The sequence below is a fragment of the Oleiagrimonas sp. genome (assembly GCF_027858935.1).
Lineage (GTDB): Bacteria > Pseudomonadota > Gammaproteobacteria > Xanthomonadales > Rhodanobacteraceae > Oleiagrimonas.
On the sequence record NZ_JAQIBU010000357.1, the window covers coordinates 1 to 16,623 of the forward strand.

General features: G+C 62.8%; 18 protein-coding genes. 2 read left to right on the forward strand and 16 right to left on the reverse strand.

What is annotated here, in order from left to right:
* From PF446_RS13485 to aspS, 15 genes are all read right to left on the reverse strand, one after another.
* Window positions 1–434 (reverse strand): radical SAM protein (locus tag PF446_RS13485; RefSeq protein WP_298072462.1); only part of this gene is annotated, 434 nt, incomplete at its 3' end.
* Window positions 435–439: 5 nt separating this feature from the next.
* Window positions 440–1,297 carry a tol-pal system protein YbgF gene (ybgF, locus tag PF446_RS13490; RefSeq protein WP_298072464.1) on the reverse strand — a complete coding sequence of 286 codons (858 nt, stop codon included), beginning with the start codon at window positions 1,295–1,297 and terminating at the stop codon, window positions 440–442.
* A gap of 23 nt (window positions 1,298–1,320) precedes the next feature.
* A complete protein-coding gene (pal, locus tag PF446_RS13495) occupies window positions 1,321–1,836 on the reverse strand; it encodes a peptidoglycan-associated lipoprotein Pal (RefSeq protein WP_298072466.1) in 516 nt (171 codons plus the stop codon).
* 73 nt (window positions 1,837–1,909) lie between these two features.
* Entirely contained in the window at window positions 1,910–3,238 is a 1,329-nt protein-coding gene (tolB, locus tag PF446_RS13500) for a Tol-Pal system beta propeller repeat protein TolB (protein ID WP_298072468.1), read from the reverse strand.
* Window positions 3,238–4,170: a protein TolA gene (locus PF446_RS13505; protein WP_298072470.1), complete on the reverse strand. Its 933-nt coding sequence runs from the start codon at window positions 4,168–4,170 to the stop codon at window positions 3,238–3,240. Before PF446_RS13505 ends, tolB begins: the two co-directional genes overlap by 1 nt.
* Window positions 4,157–4,612, reverse strand: a complete 456-nt coding sequence (gene tolR / locus PF446_RS13510; protein ID WP_298072473.1) for a protein TolR — start codon at window positions 4,610–4,612, stop codon at window positions 4,157–4,159. The genes PF446_RS13505 and tolR overlap by 14 nt, the downstream gene beginning before the upstream one ends.
* Before the next feature lie 5 nt (window positions 4,613–4,617).
* Window positions 4,618–5,304, reverse strand: a complete 687-nt coding sequence (gene tolQ, locus PF446_RS13515; RefSeq protein WP_298072475.1) for a protein TolQ — start codon at window positions 5,302–5,304, stop codon at window positions 4,618–4,620.
* A gap of 3 nt (window positions 5,305–5,307) precedes the next feature.
* Window positions 5,308–5,727, reverse strand: a complete 420-nt coding sequence (gene ybgC / locus PF446_RS13520; RefSeq protein WP_298072496.1) for a tol-pal system-associated acyl-CoA thioesterase — start codon at window positions 5,725–5,727, stop codon at window positions 5,308–5,310.
* A gap of 385 nt (window positions 5,728–6,112) precedes the next feature.
* On the reverse strand, window positions 6,113–7,177 hold the full coding sequence (gene ruvB, locus PF446_RS13525; RefSeq protein WP_298072477.1) for a Holliday junction branch migration DNA helicase RuvB: 1,065 nt from the start codon (window positions 7,175–7,177) through the stop codon (window positions 6,113–6,115).
* 61 nt (window positions 7,178–7,238) lie between these two features.
* The gene (locus tag PF446_RS13530; RefSeq protein ID WP_298072498.1) at window positions 7,239–9,137 is read right to left on the reverse strand and encodes a potassium transporter Kup; all 1,899 of its coding nucleotides are present in this window, start codon (window positions 9,135–9,137) and stop codon (window positions 7,239–7,241) included.
* A 26-nt stretch (window positions 9,138–9,163) separates the two neighbouring features.
* On the reverse strand, window positions 9,164–9,763 hold the full coding sequence (gene ruvA, locus PF446_RS13535) for a Holliday junction branch migration protein RuvA (RefSeq protein WP_298072479.1): 600 nt from the start codon (window positions 9,761–9,763) through the stop codon (window positions 9,164–9,166).
* Window positions 9,760–10,323 carry a crossover junction endodeoxyribonuclease RuvC gene (ruvC, locus tag PF446_RS13540; protein WP_298072481.1) on the reverse strand — a complete coding sequence of 188 codons (564 nt, stop codon included), beginning with the start codon at window positions 10,321–10,323 and terminating at the stop codon, window positions 9,760–9,762. Before ruvC ends, ruvA begins: the two co-directional genes overlap by 4 nt.
* A 111-nt stretch (window positions 10,324–10,434) precedes the next feature.
* Window positions 10,435–11,172 (reverse strand): YebC/PmpR family DNA-binding transcriptional regulator, encoded by a 738-nt coding sequence (locus PF446_RS13545; RefSeq protein WP_298072483.1) that lies wholly within the window; start codon window positions 11,170–11,172, stop codon window positions 10,435–10,437.
* Between the two features lie 57 nt (window positions 11,173–11,229).
* Window positions 11,230–11,874, reverse strand: a complete 645-nt coding sequence (locus tag PF446_RS13550) for an alpha/beta fold hydrolase (protein WP_298072486.1) — start codon at window positions 11,872–11,874, stop codon at window positions 11,230–11,232.
* 145 nt (window positions 11,875–12,019) lie between these two features.
* Entirely contained in the window at window positions 12,020–13,789 is a 1,770-nt protein-coding gene (gene aspS / locus PF446_RS13555; RefSeq protein ID WP_298072488.1) for an aspartate--tRNA ligase, read from the reverse strand.
* Between the two features lie 158 nt (window positions 13,790–13,947).
* Between aspS and PF446_RS13560 the strand changes: the two genes are divergently transcribed.
* Window positions 13,948–15,507, forward strand: a complete 1,560-nt coding sequence (locus PF446_RS13560; protein ID WP_298072490.1) for a sodium/solute symporter — start codon at window positions 13,948–13,950, stop codon at window positions 15,505–15,507.
* A gap of 6 nt (window positions 15,508–15,513) precedes the next feature.
* Here the strand turns inward: PF446_RS13560 and PF446_RS13565 are convergent, their stop codons facing one another.
* Complete coding sequence (locus PF446_RS13565; protein WP_298072492.1) at window positions 15,514–15,831, reverse strand: zinc ribbon domain-containing protein; 318 nt, start codon at window positions 15,829–15,831, stop codon at window positions 15,514–15,516.
* 277 nt (window positions 15,832–16,108) lie between these two features.
* On the opposite strand from PF446_RS13565, the gene PF446_RS13570 reads away from it, so the two are divergent.
* Window positions 16,109–16,623, forward strand: a 515-nt coding sequence (locus PF446_RS13570; protein ID WP_298072494.1) for a TonB-dependent receptor plug domain-containing protein, incomplete at its 3' end; no start/stop codon positions are given.

Genomic DNA, 16,623 nt, shown 5'->3' on the forward strand with positions numbered 1-16,623 from the left:
CGCTCCGATTCACCCGACCCCGGCGCCTTGAGGTCCATGACCTTGCGTACCCGCGGGTCGACTTCGGCCACGTCGAGTGCGCCGGACGTCTCCAGTGAGACCTCGTGGCCGGCGTCACACAGTTTGCGCAGCAGCACCAGACAGCGCTTCTGTGCCAGCGGCTCGCCTCCAGTCACGCACACATGGCGCGTACGGTAGCCACCGACCTCGTCTACGATGGCTTCGATCGCCTGCCACTGTCCGCCCTGGAACGAATACTCGGTATCACACCAGACACAGCGCAGAGGACAGCCGGTGAGACGCACGAACACGGTCGGCCAGCCGACGGCATCGGCCTCACCCTGGATGGAATGGAAAATTTCACACACGCGAATTCGCAGCGGCGGATCGGCTATCGGCGTCGAGGCCGACCCATCGGTAACCTGAATGACCATCGGACTCAGTTCGCCTGGCGCAACTGAATGTCCTGCAGGCGCTGCTGCGCGAGATTCGCCACGGAACTACCGGGATACCTGGAGACCACCTTGTTCAGCGTCTTCACTGCGGCATCATCCTGGTGCAGGGCATCCTGGCAATAGCCTGACTTGAGCAAGGCGCCGGGGGCCTTTTCGCTGTCCGGATACAACTGCAACAGTTTCTGGAACGTCTTCAGTGCGACGTCGAAGTTCTGCACGGTGTAATAGGACTCGCCCAGCCAGTAGAAGGCATTGGGCGCCAGCGTGCTGTTCGGGTGCGCCTCGATGAAGGTCTGGAACTGCCGCGAGGATTGCAAGAACTTTCCGTTGCGCAGGGCCGTGAAGGCGGCGTTGTATTCCTGCTGAATCGCTTGCGGGTCAGCCGAGGCCGCGGGCTCTGCACTGCTGGATGGGGACGCCGGGGCTTGCGTAGTGGATGCAGAAGCCGTCATCGCGGCAGATGTACCCGTACCGGTCGAGGCCGCCGCTTCCGGACCACTGGAGGCCTGCGCGGGAGTGCTGGAGCTCTCGAGCTTGCGCAGTCGCGAGTCGAGGTCGACGTATTGATCCTTGTTGCTCTGCTTGAGCAGTTTCATCTGGTGCTGCAGCACCTCGATCTGGCCCTGCAACTGCTGGACCTGAGACTGGAGTGCCTGCACCTGGTTGACCAGTATCGAGCCTTGCTGGTCCTTGTTGCTGGCTTGCTGGCTCTGCTGCGCCTGCTCCAGGCGAGCCACGCGCTCGGCAAGACTGAGCCGCTGGGCGTGCGCCGGCTGGCTGGTCACCATCAACAACAGCATGGCGGCTGCACAAGCAGCCGCCATGCTGTAACCGACAGTCATCTTACGTGTCGATGCTGGTGTCATTACTTGACCGTGTATTCAATCTCGACACGGCGGTTCTTGGCCCAGCACGCCTCGGTGTGCTCACGGCACACCGGACGCTCTTCACCGTAGCTGACCACGGTGATCTGGTCGGCCGAAGCACCGTCCGCCTCAAGCGCTGCGGCAACGGCATTGCCGCGACGCTCGCCCAAGCCGAGATTGTACTCGCGGGTGCCCCGCTCGTCGGTGTTTCCGGTCAGGCGCACGCGTGCATCCGGACGATCCTGCAGGTACTTGGCATGGCACTGCATGATCTGCTCGTACTGGGGCTTGATTTCGCTCTTGTCGAAATCAAAGTAGACCGTCCGCTGCCGCAGGCAGGAATTGGTGTCCAGATCGGCCGGCATGAAGCCGGTCGGCTGCGGCGGCGGCGCCGGTTGGGCCTTCGGTGGCGGAGGTGGAGGCGGCGGCGCCGGCTTCACTTCCTTTTTGGTGCAAGCCGCCATGCCTGCTACACACAGCAGCGTGACGAGGGTAATGCGGACGCTCTTGTTCATGGCAATTTCCTTCTACTCTTGAGTTTCCGGGATCTTTTGTATTACAGGCCAGTGGTACAGCTTTTTGGCAGGGTCACGGTTTTCGGTACGGACCCCAGGCTGGTTCGCGCACATCACCGTTGGATAAGACGAGCCGTTGCCGGACCTTCCCGTCCGCTGATACCGCATACAAGACGCCACGCAATCCATCGGTGGCGGCGTACAACAACATGCTTCCATTGGGAGCGAAACTCGGCGAATCGTCAAAATCTCCAGGAGACACAAAATGCTCCAGGCCGCCGAGGCTACGGTCCATTATCGCAATACGATACACGTTCCCCTTGCCTTGCACCATTGCGATCTGCTTACCGTCATAGTCAACCGCAGCGGCTGCATTGTAACTGCCCTGGAACGTGATACGCGTGGGCGTTCCCCCCGATGCGCTGATCTCGTACAGCTGGGGGTTACCTGACCGATCCGATGTGAAGATGATCTTGTTCGTACCCGGCACCCAAACTGGCTCGGTGTCGATTCCGTAGTTGTGGGTCAGCCGGGTTTCCTTGCCCGTTGCCAGGTCGATCACATAGATTTCGGGGTTGCCGATGAACGACAACGAAACGGCCAGTTTGGTCCCGTCCGGGGAAAAGGCCGGAGCGCCATTGATCCCCTTGCGCCCAGAGATCAGCCGCCGGGCACCCGTGGCCAGATTCTGGATGTAGATGGCCGAGTTACCGCTTTCAAACGAAACATAGGCCAGCTCCTTGCCATCCGGCGACCAGGCCGGGGACAGCAGCGCCTCGTGGGACCGGACCACCACCTGCGGGTTATAACCGTCCGAGTCTGCCACAATCAACGAATACTGCATGTTCTTGCCCGTGCCCACCGCCGTGATATAGGCGATGCGGGTATAGAAAGCGCCGGGTATGCCGGTGATCTCCTTGTAGATGGCATCCGCGATCTGGTGCGCCACCCCGCGCAGGTCGTCGGCCTGACCGGACATGCTCCCCTTGAGCATGTTTTTCTGGGTATTCACGTTCCACAACTCGTAGTTGATCGTGAACGCACCTTTGGCGCCGTTGGAGACGTGGCCCACAACGATGTAGTCCTGCTTGAGCAAGCTCCAGGTGTTGAACTTGATCTCACTTCCGCGCGAGGGGAATTCAACCACATCGCCCCGATCAAGCGTACGGAACTTGCCGGAACGCGCCAGATCGTTGTCGATCACACTGCTGACCTTGGTGGTCGGCGGCGGACCGATGGTCTCGTTTGAAAAAGGCACCACCGTGATCGGTATGGCCGACTTGGTGCCATTGACGATATTGATGTCCAGTCCTTTGGACTGGGCATGTGCCGGGCCCGGAACAAGGGCGACCGTGGCCACAAGGGCAAACCAGAGGGCGAGCATGGATCTGAATGTACGCATCAGTTTTTGACCATGAAGTGAAGCGTGATAGAGCGATTGAATACGGACTCGAAGCCACGATAGGGCAATGGCGCAGCCCGCATGACCGCATTTTCCACAGATTTTCGTGCCGCGGCATCAAACGGACAGTCGGGCTCGACATGGGCGCTGATCACCTGCCCGCCCCTGATCTGCACGATACGAATATCGCAACTCGTGCCTTCGGCAATGTTATCGGGTCGCAACCACGCCTGTGTGACAGCATTCATGATCGCGGCCCGGTACTGCGCCAGGAGTCCCTGGTCGGTGCCGGCCTGGCCCGTGCGTGCCTTTTCCGCTGAAGGTGCAGTGGTCGGCGCATCGGCCTTGGGATGCTTCTGGTCATCGAGCTGCGCCAGTTTCTTCGACTGGAGACGGGCTTGCTCATCGGCCTTGAGGCTCTGCTGCCTGAGACGGTCCATCTGCTTGAAGAAATTGTCGATCTCCGGATTCTGCTGTGCGTCCAGCTCGGACATGCGCTGGCGTTCCCGCGCCTTTTGCTCGCGCAGCGCCTGCTTGGATTTCTGTGTGGATAGGGCCACCACTTTCTGCTGGTCACGGGTATCGGGATGCTTCGGCGGAGGCGGCAGGGTCTTGATCGGCACCGGCTTGGGTTGGTCCTGCTTCGGGGATGGCGGGGGTGGCGCACTGGGTTTCGGAAACCGGGCTCTGGATGCTCGCGACGGCGCCCCGCTCGGCCCCACCAGTGTGGCTTCGATCACGGGACCCGCAAGAAGCGTCGGCTTGTTGCAGGTCACCGGGTTCCAGCTTCTGGGCAGGCCCAGTGCATTGATGGCGGCCTCGAACGTGTTGCATGAAAGGGTAGCCAGCAGCAGGAAAGCGACCAGCCCAAGGTGCAACAGGGCGGCAAACAGCACACCACGGGAGGTGGCCTGGCGCTCAACGGCGTCCATACTTGGCATCCGGCACGGCGGTCGGCTGGGTCATCAGCCCGACGTTGGGCACGCCCGCCTGCTGCAGCAGCACCATGGCCTGCATGATGCGGCCGTAGTTCACTCGCTCGTCTCCGCCAAACAGGACCGATACGCCGGGATTGTTGCGCACGAAGGCGCCGACCTTGGCTACCAGCGTCTTCGCATCGACCGGTTCGCGCTTGGCTGCGCCGAGGGTCAGATACAGGTTGCCATCCTTGTCCAAACTCACCAGCACCGGCTGCTTGTCCTTCTGCAGGGACTTCGCGGCCGCCTGCGGCAGCTTGATGTCCACGCCCAGATGCAGCAGCGGGGCAGTCACCATGAAGATGATCAGCAGTACCAGCATCACGTCGATGTAAGGCACGACGTTGATCTCGGCCTTGAGCTTGTGGCGCTTGTGTCGTCGCATCGAGGCACGCATGGCGGTCAGGAGTTCTCGTCGGATTGGATCTGGCGCTGCAGGATCGAGGAGAACTCTTCCTGGAAGGTCTCGTAGCGCGTGGCGATGCGATCGACCTTGTTGGCGTATCGGTTGTAGGCCCAGACCGCGGGGATGGCGGCAAACAGGCCCATGGCGGTAGCGACCAGCGCCTCGGAAATGCCCGGAGCAACCATGGCAATGGTCGCTTCCTTGATGTTGGCCAGCCCCTGGAAGGCCACCATGATGCCCCAGACCGTACCGAACAGGCCGACATAGGGACTGATCGACCCGACGTTGGCGAGGAACTCCAGGTTCTGCTCCAGGCGCTCGACCTCACGTGTGCCAGCTACGCGCATGGCGCGCTCTGACGCTTCCAGTACCGTGCGCGAATCACGACCCGTGCGCTGACGCTGACGCGCGAATTCACGGAAACCGGAACCGAACACGTTGACCACACCCCGGCCGGCCTCGTCCTGAACGCCCACCTCACGATACAGCGCTGCAAGGTCGACCCCGGACCAGAAACGCTCCTCGAACGCATCGGCAGCGCTGATCGCATCCTTCAGCAGCGTGTACTTGCGCACGATGATGACCCAGGAAAAGAAGGAGAACGCCAGCAGCACGATGAGCACCAGCTTCACCGGCAGGCTGGCGTGCAGCACCAGGTCGAGGATATTGAGATTGCCATTCATCGGTCAGGAAATCCTTGCCAGTAGATCGTCGGGTATCTTGCACGGTCGCATGTTCGCCAGGTCCACGCAGGCGACTCGCACGCTTGCCTGAATCAGCAAAGTGCCATCCCGGCGATGGATCGACTGCGCAAACTTCATGCTCGCGGCGCGCAACTGTTCGACCGCGACATGAACATCCAGTTCATCGTCAAGACGGGCAGGCGCAACAAAACCAATATGCATGTCACGCACCACGAAGCCGATTCCGGTGTCGTCGCGCAACCGTTGCTGATCGATTCCGCAAGCCCGAAGCCATTCGCTGCGCGCGCGCTCCAAAAAACGCAGGTATCCGGCGTGATAGACCACGCCTCCCGCATCGGTATCTTCCCAGTACACCCTTATCGGCCAGCTGAATGAAATCGCGGGACCTGTGGTTTCCGTCATGCGCATGCGTTGCAGTGGTGAAGGACCGGGCCATCCTACCCGACCTGCGTTACAGAGTTCGATACGCTCCTGCTCCACCATTCAGGCTGCGGATGGTGCCCAGCGTGGTGATTGAGGGCATGAGCGGACCAGGCTGGTCACCCGGCAAGTGGTCGATACAGGCATGCAGGAAAGTCCCTTTGTCCCTTGCGCATGGTCGCGGCGGAGTCCGCGATCTGCTGCAGTCCATGCTGCATCTGAGGATGCAACCGAATCAGGCAAGGCCTCGGCAATGGTGCGTCGAGCCTTTCGGCGAGGGCGCCAAGGGTGCTGGCTGCGAGACGCGCAAACCCCTTGCCTGGACACACCTGCAAAACGCATCCAAAAGTCGGTTCGGATGCAACCGTCAGGATGCATCCGAACCTGCATCAGCGTCCGGTGTCTGGAAAAGGTCCGCCGCCCTCGCCTGCCCGGGCGGAGGATTCAGGCCCAGATGTTTCCAGGTGCGTGCGCTGGCCATGCGGCCGCGCGCAGTACGCACCAGGTAGCCCTGCTGGATGAGGTAGGGCTCGACGACATCCTCGAGCGTGCCGCGATCTTCACTAAGCGCGGCAGCCAACGATTCCACGCCGACGGGACCGCCATCGAAGTTTTCCACGATCGTGCGCATCAGACGACGATCCAGATCGTCGAATCCCTCAGGATCAACCCGAAGCATGTCCATCGCCGCATTGGCCGCATCGCGGGTGATCTTGCCGTTGCCACGCACTTCGGCAAAATCACGTACCCGGCGCAACAGACGGTTGGCGATACGCGGGGTCCCGCGCGAACGGCGGGCGATCTCTCGCGCACCTTCGACGTCGCAGTCGATCCTCAGAATCCGCGCGGAACGACGCACGATGGCCTGCAACTCGTCGAAACTGTAGAACTCCAGCCGCTGGATAATGCCGAAGCGGTCGCGCAGTGGTCCGGTCAGGAGGCCTGCGCGAGTGGTGGCACCGATCAATGTGAACGGCGGCAGGTCGAGCTTGATCGAGCGCGCGGCCGGGCCCTCGCCGATCATGATGTCGATCTGGAAATCCTCCATCGCCGGATACAGCACTTCCTCGACCACCGGGGAGAGACGATGGATCTCGTCCACGAACAGCACATCGCCCCGATCCAGATTGGTCAGCAACGCGGCCAGATCGCCGGCACGTTCCAGCACCGGGCCGGACGTCGAGCGCAGGTTGACGCCCAACTCATTGGCGATCACGTGTGAAAGCGTGGTCTTGCCCAAGCCGGGCGGACCGAAGATCAGCACGTGGTCGAGCGCCTCCGAACGCCGGCGGGCCGCCTCGATGTAGATCCCCAGTTGTTCACGGACCGTGGCCTGCCCAAGGTACTCGTCCAACCGCTGCGGGCGGATCGAGGCCTCGATGGCGGCGTCCTCGGGAGTGAGGTCGTTGGCGATCAAACGGGAATCGGTCATGCAGCCATTATGACGCCCGGGGTGCCGTTTCGGGAATGTCGCATCGGGCGCTTGCCGAGGATCAGATCTCCACCTGCGCACCCAGCTCGATCAGACGGTTGCCCGGGATCTGGAAGAAAGCCGTGGCCGGCAGCGCATTGCGTGACAGGAATGCGAAGATCTTGTCGCGCCACAGCGCCATGCCCGGACGACGGGAATCGGCGACGATGGTCTCACGCGAGAGGAAGAACGTGGTGTCCATCATGTCGAAGTGCACGCCACGGCGGCCACATTGAGCCAGCGCCAGCGGGATGTTGGGATCCTCGGCAAAGCCGAATCGCAGGGTGATGCGATAGAACTCGCCTTCCAGCGTATCAATCTCGATCCGTTCCTCGGCGTCGGCCACCGGTGTTTCCAGGGTTTCCGCCGTCAACAGTACATTGCGCTCGTGCAGCACCTTGTTGTGCTTGAGATTGTGCAAAAGCGCATGCGGCACCGAGTTCTGGTTGGCGGTGAGAAAGATGGCCGTGCCGGGCACGCGCGTAGGTGGATGTTCGGCAATATTCTCGATGAACGGCTCCAGCGCCAGCCCGCCCTGCTTGATCTCGCGTACCACCAGCTCGCGGCCGCGGCGCCAGGTGGTCATGACCGCGAACAGGCACATGCCCATCGCCAAGGGGAACCAGCCACCGTCGGGAATCTTCAGCGTGTTGGCACCGAAGAAGGACAAGTCCACGGTCAGCAGGATCAGGCCGACGGGAATCACCACCAGCCAATTCCAGTTCCACAGCCTTTTGGCCACGGTCATCACCAGCAGCGTGTCGATAGCCATGGTGCCGGTCACGGCAATGCCATATGCACCGCCCAGCGCCTTGGACGAGCCGAAGAACACCACGGTCAGGATCACCGCCACCATCAACATGCGATTGACGAAGGGCAGGAAGATGTGGCCGATGGCCTCACGCGAAGTGTGTACCACCTGCATGCGCGGCACGAAACCGAGCTGAATGGCCTGACGGGTGACGGAGAATGCACCCGAAATCACAGCCTGCGAGGCAATCACGGCCGCCGCCGTGGCCAGACCGATCATGGGGTAGCGCGCCCAGTCCGGCACCGCGTGATAGAACGGATTGCCGATGGCCTCGGGGTGGTTCAGCAGCAGACCACCCTGGCCGTAGTAGTTGAGCAGCAGGGCCGGCATGACGAAGCCGAACCAGGCGGTGCGAATCGGGGAACGGCCGAAATGGCCCATGTCGGTATACAGGGCTTCGGCACCGGTCACGCACAGCACCACTGCGCCCAGCGCGATGAAGGCAATCACGCCGTGGACCTTGAAAAAGTCGATCGCGTAAATGGGGTTCAACGCTGCCAGCACTTCAGGTGCCTGGATAATGTTCCATACACCGATCACCGCCAGCGCCAGGAACCACAGCACGCAGATCGGCCCGAACAGGGCGCCGACCTTGGCCGTGCCGTGCCGCTGCAGCCAGAACAGCCCCAGCAGCACCACGACTGCCAGCGGCACCACCCAGTGCTGCAGGTGCGGCGCCACGACCTCCAGGCCCTCGACCGCCGACAACACCGAGATCGACGGCGTGATCACGCCGTCGCCAAAGAACAGCGCCGCGCCCAGCAGCGCCATCAACATGACCAGCCGGCGCATGCGCGTGGATCCGCCGACCGCGCGCTGGGCCATGGTCATCAGGGCCATGATGCCGCCCTCGCCACGGTTGTCGGCACGCATCACCAGGCTCACGTACTTGACCGCCACCACGGTGATCAGGCTCCACGTGATCAGCGACAACACGCCGAGCACGGTACTGTGCATCGGCTTGAGGCCATACTCGGGAAGAAACACTTCCTGCATGGTGTACAGCGGACTGGTGCCGATGTCCCCGAACACCACGCCAATGGCGCCGAGCACCAGGGCTGGCATGCTGCCATGCAGCTGCTCGCCGCCTTGTGATGATTCGTTGTGCATCTTTTCGCTCATCTCGATCCTGTCGCTCAGCCGCCCAGTGCGGCACGCAATGCCTTGCGGATAATGGTTTCGGCGTTGTCGCCCTCGGCGGCGGCCTTGCCGGCCAGCCGGCTCGCCTCGGCAGGCTTGTAGCCCAGTTGCTGCAGCGCCACGACGGCCTCGGACTGGGCATCGCGAGGCCCCTGGGAGCCATCCGCCGAACGCCCGGGAAGCGCCGAGGCCAGGCCATCCACGCGGTCACGCAGTTCCACCACCATGCGCTCGGCGGTCTTTTTTCCGATGCCGGGAATGCGGGTCAGTGCGGCCACGTCGCCCGCCTGTACCTGGCGCGCGAATGCGTCGACCGATACACCCGAGAGAACCGCCAGAGCGATTTTCGCGCCGATGCCGCTGACCTTCAGAAGGTTGCGAAACAGGCTGCGCTCGGACTCAGTGAGGAAACCGTACAGCGACACCCCATCGTCCTTGACCGCATGATGGGTCAGCAGGGTGACATCCTTGCCGGTGGCTGGCAGGTCATAGATGGTCGACATCGGCGCTTCGACGTCATAACCGACGCCAGCGACATCGACCAGCAGCCAGGGCGGCTGCTTGGAAACCAGGGTGCCCTTGAGCCGACCGATCATCGCCGACGCCTCCAGGCGTTACGCGGGATTCCCACACGGCCAAGGCTGGCGCGGGTGTGGGCATGGGTCAGGGCGATCGCAAGCGCATCGCCGGCGTCGGCCTGCAGTGGACCTTTCAGACCCAGCAATACGCCGACCATGTGCTGCACCTGGGCCTTGTCGGCGCGGCCGCCTCCGACCACCGACTGTTTCACTTCCGTGGCTGCGTATTCGTGCACCTCGATCCCCTGGCTGACTGCGGCACAGATGGCCGCCCCGCGTGCCTGACCCAGCTTGAGCGCAGAGTCGGGGTTGCGGGCCATGAATACCCGTTCAATGGCCATTTCTGTGGGCCCATGTTCGGCGATGATCGCACACAGGCCGTCATAGATGCGTTTGAGCCGCAGGGGAAACCCGCCATCGCCAAGCACCACAAGGGTTTCGTGATGCACATGCACGCTTCGTCCGCGGGCATCGACGTCGATGATGCCCACGCCGGTACGCTGGCTGCCCGGATCGATGCCGAGAATGCGCGCCGCAGGCGACGCGGCAGCCTCTTGAGGTGAGTCGGGAGTGGTCACGGAAACGATTATCGCGCCTTTCCCGCGACAGCGACCGAACAGCTCGTCATATGGGCCAACCCCGGCTCTTTGCAACACGCTTGCGCAACGCCCGGGCATGGCGCAGCGCGGTCATGCATACGCTTCTGCCGGAAGGTCGGCGTTGGAATACACACTCTGGCTGTCATCGAGGTCCTCGAGCACATCAAGCAGCCGGGCCACGGTCTGTGCATCCTCGCCTTCCAGTGCCACTTCGATGTCGGCGCGCTGGGTGATCTCGGCGTCGTCCGGCTCCAGACCGGCCGCGAGCATGGCGTCCTTCACACCCTGGAAACCGTCCGCATCGGTCAGCACTTCCAGTGCGCCGTCGTCGTAGGCCACCACGTCCTCGGCGCCGGCTTCGATGGCAATCTCGGTGATGCGGTCTTCATCGGCGCCTGGCGCGAACGAGAGCACGCCCAGCCGATTGAACATGTAGGCCACCGAACCCTCGGTACCCAGGTTGCCGCCGAACTTGGAGAATGCGTGGCGCACCTCGGCCACGGTGCGGTTGCGGTTGTCGGTCATGCATTCGACCAGTACCGCGACACCATGCGGCGCATAGCCCTCGTAGCGGACTTCTTCGTACTCCACGCCTTCCAGTTCGCCGGTCGCCTTCTTGATGGCGCGGTCGATGTTCTCCTTGGGCATGGATACCGACATCGCCTTGTCCACCGCCAGGCGCAAGCGCGGGTTGGCATCCGGATCGCCGCCGCCCATGCGCGCAGCCACCGTGATTTCGCGCACCAGCTTGGTGAAGATCTTGCCACGCGCGGCATCCTGTTTGCCCTTGCGGTGCTGGATATTGGCCCATTTGGAATGTCCGGCCATGTGCTGTTTCCGTCGTCAGAAAGTCAAAACGCCGATTCTAATGCAGCCGCACCCGGATCAATAGACCGCCGTGTGCTGCCCGGCCGAGGCATGCTGGAAATGTCCCTCGCGCAGGAATCGGGTGGCCTGTGTGGCGGCCTCGTTGGAAAACAGCAGGCCGCTATGGCTGGCCGTGACCACACAGTGGTCGGTGATCCCGGGGAGGCGCGTCTCGGCCACCGCCACGCTGCCGTCATGATCGCCATGGATATGTCCCAGCGCGGCGCCCAGGCCGACCGGCTTGGAACCGGCGATCACGCCCACCTCGCGTTCACCATCCCATCGGGCCAGACCCTTTTCCAGAAGCGCCTTGCTGTGTCCCAGCATCCAGGCGCCGCCAGCCTCGGCCAGGCGGTGCGCGGTGGCGCTGCCGTTCAGCGGCGAACCCATGCACACGATACGGCCGGGCGGCAGCGTGGTGTCGCCGCGGCACGCCTGCAGCGCCAGCAATCCGCCCAGGCTGTGTCCCACCAGATGCACGGCGCTCGGTGCCTTGTGCAGGCGCTGATGCACCCGCTCCAGCGTGCGCTCCAGCGGCGCGGCCACGCTCATGTATTCGAAGGTGTCGACCTCGAAGCCCGCCTGCTCGAAGCGGTGCTTGAGCATGGCCAGCGCGATGCCGCGCATCCACAGGCCGTGCAGCAGGATCAGTTGGTCGGACATGGGAACGTTCTGGAACTCCGGGAATGCAGGCAAGCTTAATGGGTCAGGGACAACATGGGCTGAAGTGCACGGGCAGTCCGCCAGATTCAGTTGCCTTCCGGTTGAGCATGGAGCCGGGCCGTGCGCTCGGGCGCACGGAAAATCATCAATCGGAGCCCTTCTCCGTCACCACCTTCACATGCAACTCGCCCAACTGCGCATCCCCGACCGCTGACGGGGCATCGGTCATCAGATCCTGCGCGCTGGTGGTCTTGGGAAAGGCGATCACATCGCGGATCGACTCGGTGCCGGCCATCAGCGCGGCAATGCGGTCGATGCCAAAGGCGATGCCACCATGCGGAGGCGCGCCCATGCGCAGCGCCTTGAGAAGGAATCCGAACTTGGCCTCGGCCTCATCCTTGCCGATGCCCAGCAGTTCGAACACCGTCGCTTGCATCTCGGGACGGTGGATACGGATTGATCCACCACCGATCTCGGCCCCGTTGAGCACCATGTCGTAGCCACGACTGACCGCATGGTGCGGATCAGCCACAAGCTGGGCCGGATCGTCCACCGCCGGGGCAGTGAACGGATGATGCAGTGCAACGAAACGACCGGCCTCGGCGTCATGCTCGAACATCGGAAAATCGGTGACCCACAGCGGCTTCCAGCTGTTCTCGACCCGACCACGATCCTTGCCGACCTTCAGGCGCAACGCGCCCATGAATTCGCTGACCGTGCCCCAAGGACCGGCGCCGAACAGCAGCAGGTCGCCATCGGCGGCCTGCGTGGCCTCGAGGATGCCGGACAAAGCCGCCTCGTCCAGGAACTTGGCCACCGGCGAACTGACACCTTCCGAACCGGCCGCGGCGTCATCGACTTTCATCCAGGCCAGGCCCTTGGCGCCATGCTTGGCGGCATGCGCTGCCAACTCGTCGATCTGCTTGCGCGACAACTCCGCGCCCCCCGGCACGCGCAACGCGGCTACACGTCCGTTCGGGTCATTGGCCGGCCCGGCGAAGACCTTGAATTCCACATGCCGCACCGCCTCGGCGATATCGACCAGCTCCAGGTCGATGCGCAGGTCCGGCTTGTCCGAGCCGAAACGGCGCATCGCCTCGTGCCAGGTCATGCGTGGAAACGGGTTCTCCAGGCGCGCGTCGACCACTTCGGCGAACACGTCGCGGACCAGGCCCTCGACATAGCCCTGCACGTCGGCCTCCTTGACAAAGGCAAACTCCATGTCCAGCTGGGTGAACTCGGGCTGGCGATCAGCGCGCAGGTCCTCGTCGCGGAAGCAGCGGGCGATCTGGTAGTAGCGGTCGAAGCCGGCCATCATCAACAACTGCTTGAACAACTGCGGCGATTGCGGCAACGCGTAGAACTCACCGGCATGCACGCGGCTGGGCACCAGGTAGTCACGCGCCCCCTCGGGCGTGGCCTTGGTCAGGATCGGCGTCTCGATATCCTGGAAGCCGTCCGCGTCCAGATGCCTGCGCAGGGCCTGCACCAGACGGATGCGGGTGCGCATCATGCGCTGCATCTGCGGACGGCGCAGATCAAGGTAGCGATAGGTCAGGCGCATGTCCTCGTTCGGCGTCTCGTGCAGCGCGAACGGCAGGTCGCGCGCCGCATTGAGCACCTCGACCTCGGCCGCAAGCACTTCCACGCGCCCGGTCTTCATGCGGTCATTGACCGACACGCGCACACGCACCGTGCCGCGCACCCTGAGGCAATATTCGTAGCCGACCTCGATCGCCGTGGCGAAGGCTTCGACGGTGTCCGGATCCACCACCACCTGGACAATACCCTCGTGATCGCGCAGATCAAGGAACACCACGCCGCCGTGGTCGCGGCGGCCGTCGACCCAACCACAGAGGGTGACGTCCTGGTCAACCAGCGTCTCGTCGACAAGGCCGCAAAAATGGGTGCGCATGGGTAGAAGACTCCAGACCGCCGCAACCGGCGGAAATCACGGGAAAAAGGCCGTCAATCCTACCACGCACGCGGTTGCGCGGCAGTTCCCGGACCTGGATTTGCATCGTTGCGCACTGCATGTTTACCTGAAATAAGGTCCATCACGACCCCAGCCCGATGGTTCATCTGAGCACGCTCGATTACGTTGCCATTGCCACCTATTTCCTGATCACGGCATTGATCGGGGCCCGCGTCGCTCGCGGCAAGACCACCACGGAGGACCTGTTCCTCGCCGGCCGGACCCTGGGCCCGCTGGCGGTCGGATTTTCGCTGTTCGCCGCAAATGTCTCTTCGGACACCCTGATCGGTTTGCCGGGGGCTGCATACCGCACGGGCATCTCGGCCGCCAACTACGAATGGATGGCTGGCGTGGTACTCATCTTCACCGCGCTGTTCGTGCTGCCGGTGTTGATGCGCGCGCGCGTGACGACCATGCCGGAACTGATGGAACGGCGCTTCGACCCGCGCCTTCGCAAGTACCTTTCGGGGGTGACGCTGTTCCTGTCCATCGTGCTGGACACCGCCGGCAGCCTGTACGCCGGCGCTCTGATCATCACCACCTTCATTCCCGGCCTGACGCTGTGGGAAACCACCCTGATCGTGGCCGTGTTCACCGGTATCTACACCGCCGCCGGAGGTCTGCGCGCCGTGGTCTACACCGACGTGATGCAGGCCATCGTGCTGCTCGTCGGTTCGGCGGTGCTGTCGATCACGGTCTTCGGCAAGTTCGGCTACTCGTGGCACAACGTGGTCAAGGCCGTGCATCCCGACAAGCTCTCGCTGATCCGGCCGATCGGCGCTCCGGGCGTGCCCTGGCTGGGCCTGATCACCGGATTGCCGATCGTCGGCTTCTACTACTGGACCATGAACCAGTACGTGGTCCAGCGGATCCTCGGTGCACGCGACATCTCCTCGGCCGGTCGCGCATCGATCATCGCGGCCAGCCTCAAGCTGCTGCCGCTGTTCCTGATGACGCTGCCCGGCGCCATGGCCAGCGTACTTTTGCCTGGACTGAAGGATCCCGATCAGGTGTTTCCGACCATGGTCGAAAAATTCATTCCAGCCGGACTCACGGGCTTGATCGTGGCCGGCCTGATCGCGGCGTTGATGTCGACCTGCTCGGCGACACTCAATTCGGCCGCGACCCTGGTCACGGTTGACTTCATCCAGCCACGCAAACCCGACATGAGTCAGGCGCAGCTGGCGCGCGCCGGACGCTTCATCACCATGATCATCACCCTGCTGGCGGCACTGTGGGCGCCGATGATCCAGCATTTCCAGGGGCTTTGGGCTTATCTGCAGCAGGTGTTCGCCTTCGTTGCCTCGCCGCTCGTGGCCACTTTCTTGTTCGGCCTGTGGTCAAAACGTCTGGGGCCTTCGGCGGCGCTCCGTGGGCTGATCAGCGGGCACGTCTTCAGCGCCCTGTTGTTCGTGGCCTATGCGCTGCACTGGGTGCACATCCATTTCACCATCATCGCTGGCGTGGTGTTTGCTGCCACGGCGATATTTACCTGGGCGTGGATGCGGGTGCTTGATGCCCGTGACCGCCCCGCCAGTGATGATGCGCACCTCGCGGTGATCGCGCACGAGGGTCTCGAACGCGTGCCCCGCGACGTGTTGTGGGCGGCTGCGGGAGTGCTGGCAGCCACTGCTGCAATCATCGTGACGTTCTGGTAAGACCGGTCAGTCGCTTGAGGCCGGCGGACCTGCCGGGGCTGCCTTTTTCGTGTCAGTTTTGGCCTCGGACGGGGTCGCCGCCGGCTTGTTTTCCGATGCAGAACCGTTTTTGGCGTCGGCCAGGTTACGCTTTTTGTCCCCCTCCTTCTTGAAATCAGTCTCGTACCAGCCGCTTCCGGCAAGACGGAAGGATGGAGCCGTCAACTTGCGCCGAATCTGCGGTTCTGCACATTGCGGGCAGCGCTCCGGATCCGGGTCGGACATTTTCTGTAGACGGTCGAATTCATGGCCGCAGGCCTGGCAGTGGAAAGCGTAAATGGGCATCGGTCGATCCAGTCTCCAGGGGGGAAATGAGGTTCCAGTCAGGGAACCTCATGCATTGATGTGGTCGCAATTCAGATTATCAACGGGTTCGAGACGGTCGACAACGCCCCGGAGGGCGCCAATTCAGCCATGCATGGCTCGATTTCGTTGACAGTTCCCACACATCCACCTAATTTCATATGTGAAAAGGATGTCAATACCCATGGTGCTCAACGTTGCATAAGCCTTGCGTGCCAAAAACCTGTGCACATCAACTCATTTTGAGGGGAACACTGTCATGTCTCTACCAAGAACGCTCTTGTTCACGCTGATCACAGGCGCACTTGTCTGCTCGGCGGCACAAGCCCAGGACGCCTCATCCAGTGGCCAGTCGAAGAACCAGAAAAAAGCCACTCAGCTGCAGACCATCGTGGTCACCGGTACCCGCGGCCTGCCGCGCACCGAGGCCGATTCGATGTCGCCCATCGACGTGCTGTCGCCGCAGGATCTGAAAAACACGGGCTCCACCAACCTGGCTACCGCCCTGCGCTCGCTGCTGCCTTCGCTGAACTTTCCGCAGCCATCGGTCACCGACGCCACCGACGCCACCCAGCCGGCCCAGTTGCGTGGTCTGAGTCCGGACGAGACCCTGGTGCTGATCAACGGCAAGCGCATGCACACGACTTCGGTCGTCAACATCAACGGTTCGCTGGGACGCGGCTCCTCGCCGGTCGACCTCAACGCGATCCCGATGAACGCCATTGATCACATCGAGGTTTTGCGTGACGGTGCGGCGGCGCAGTATGGCTCCGA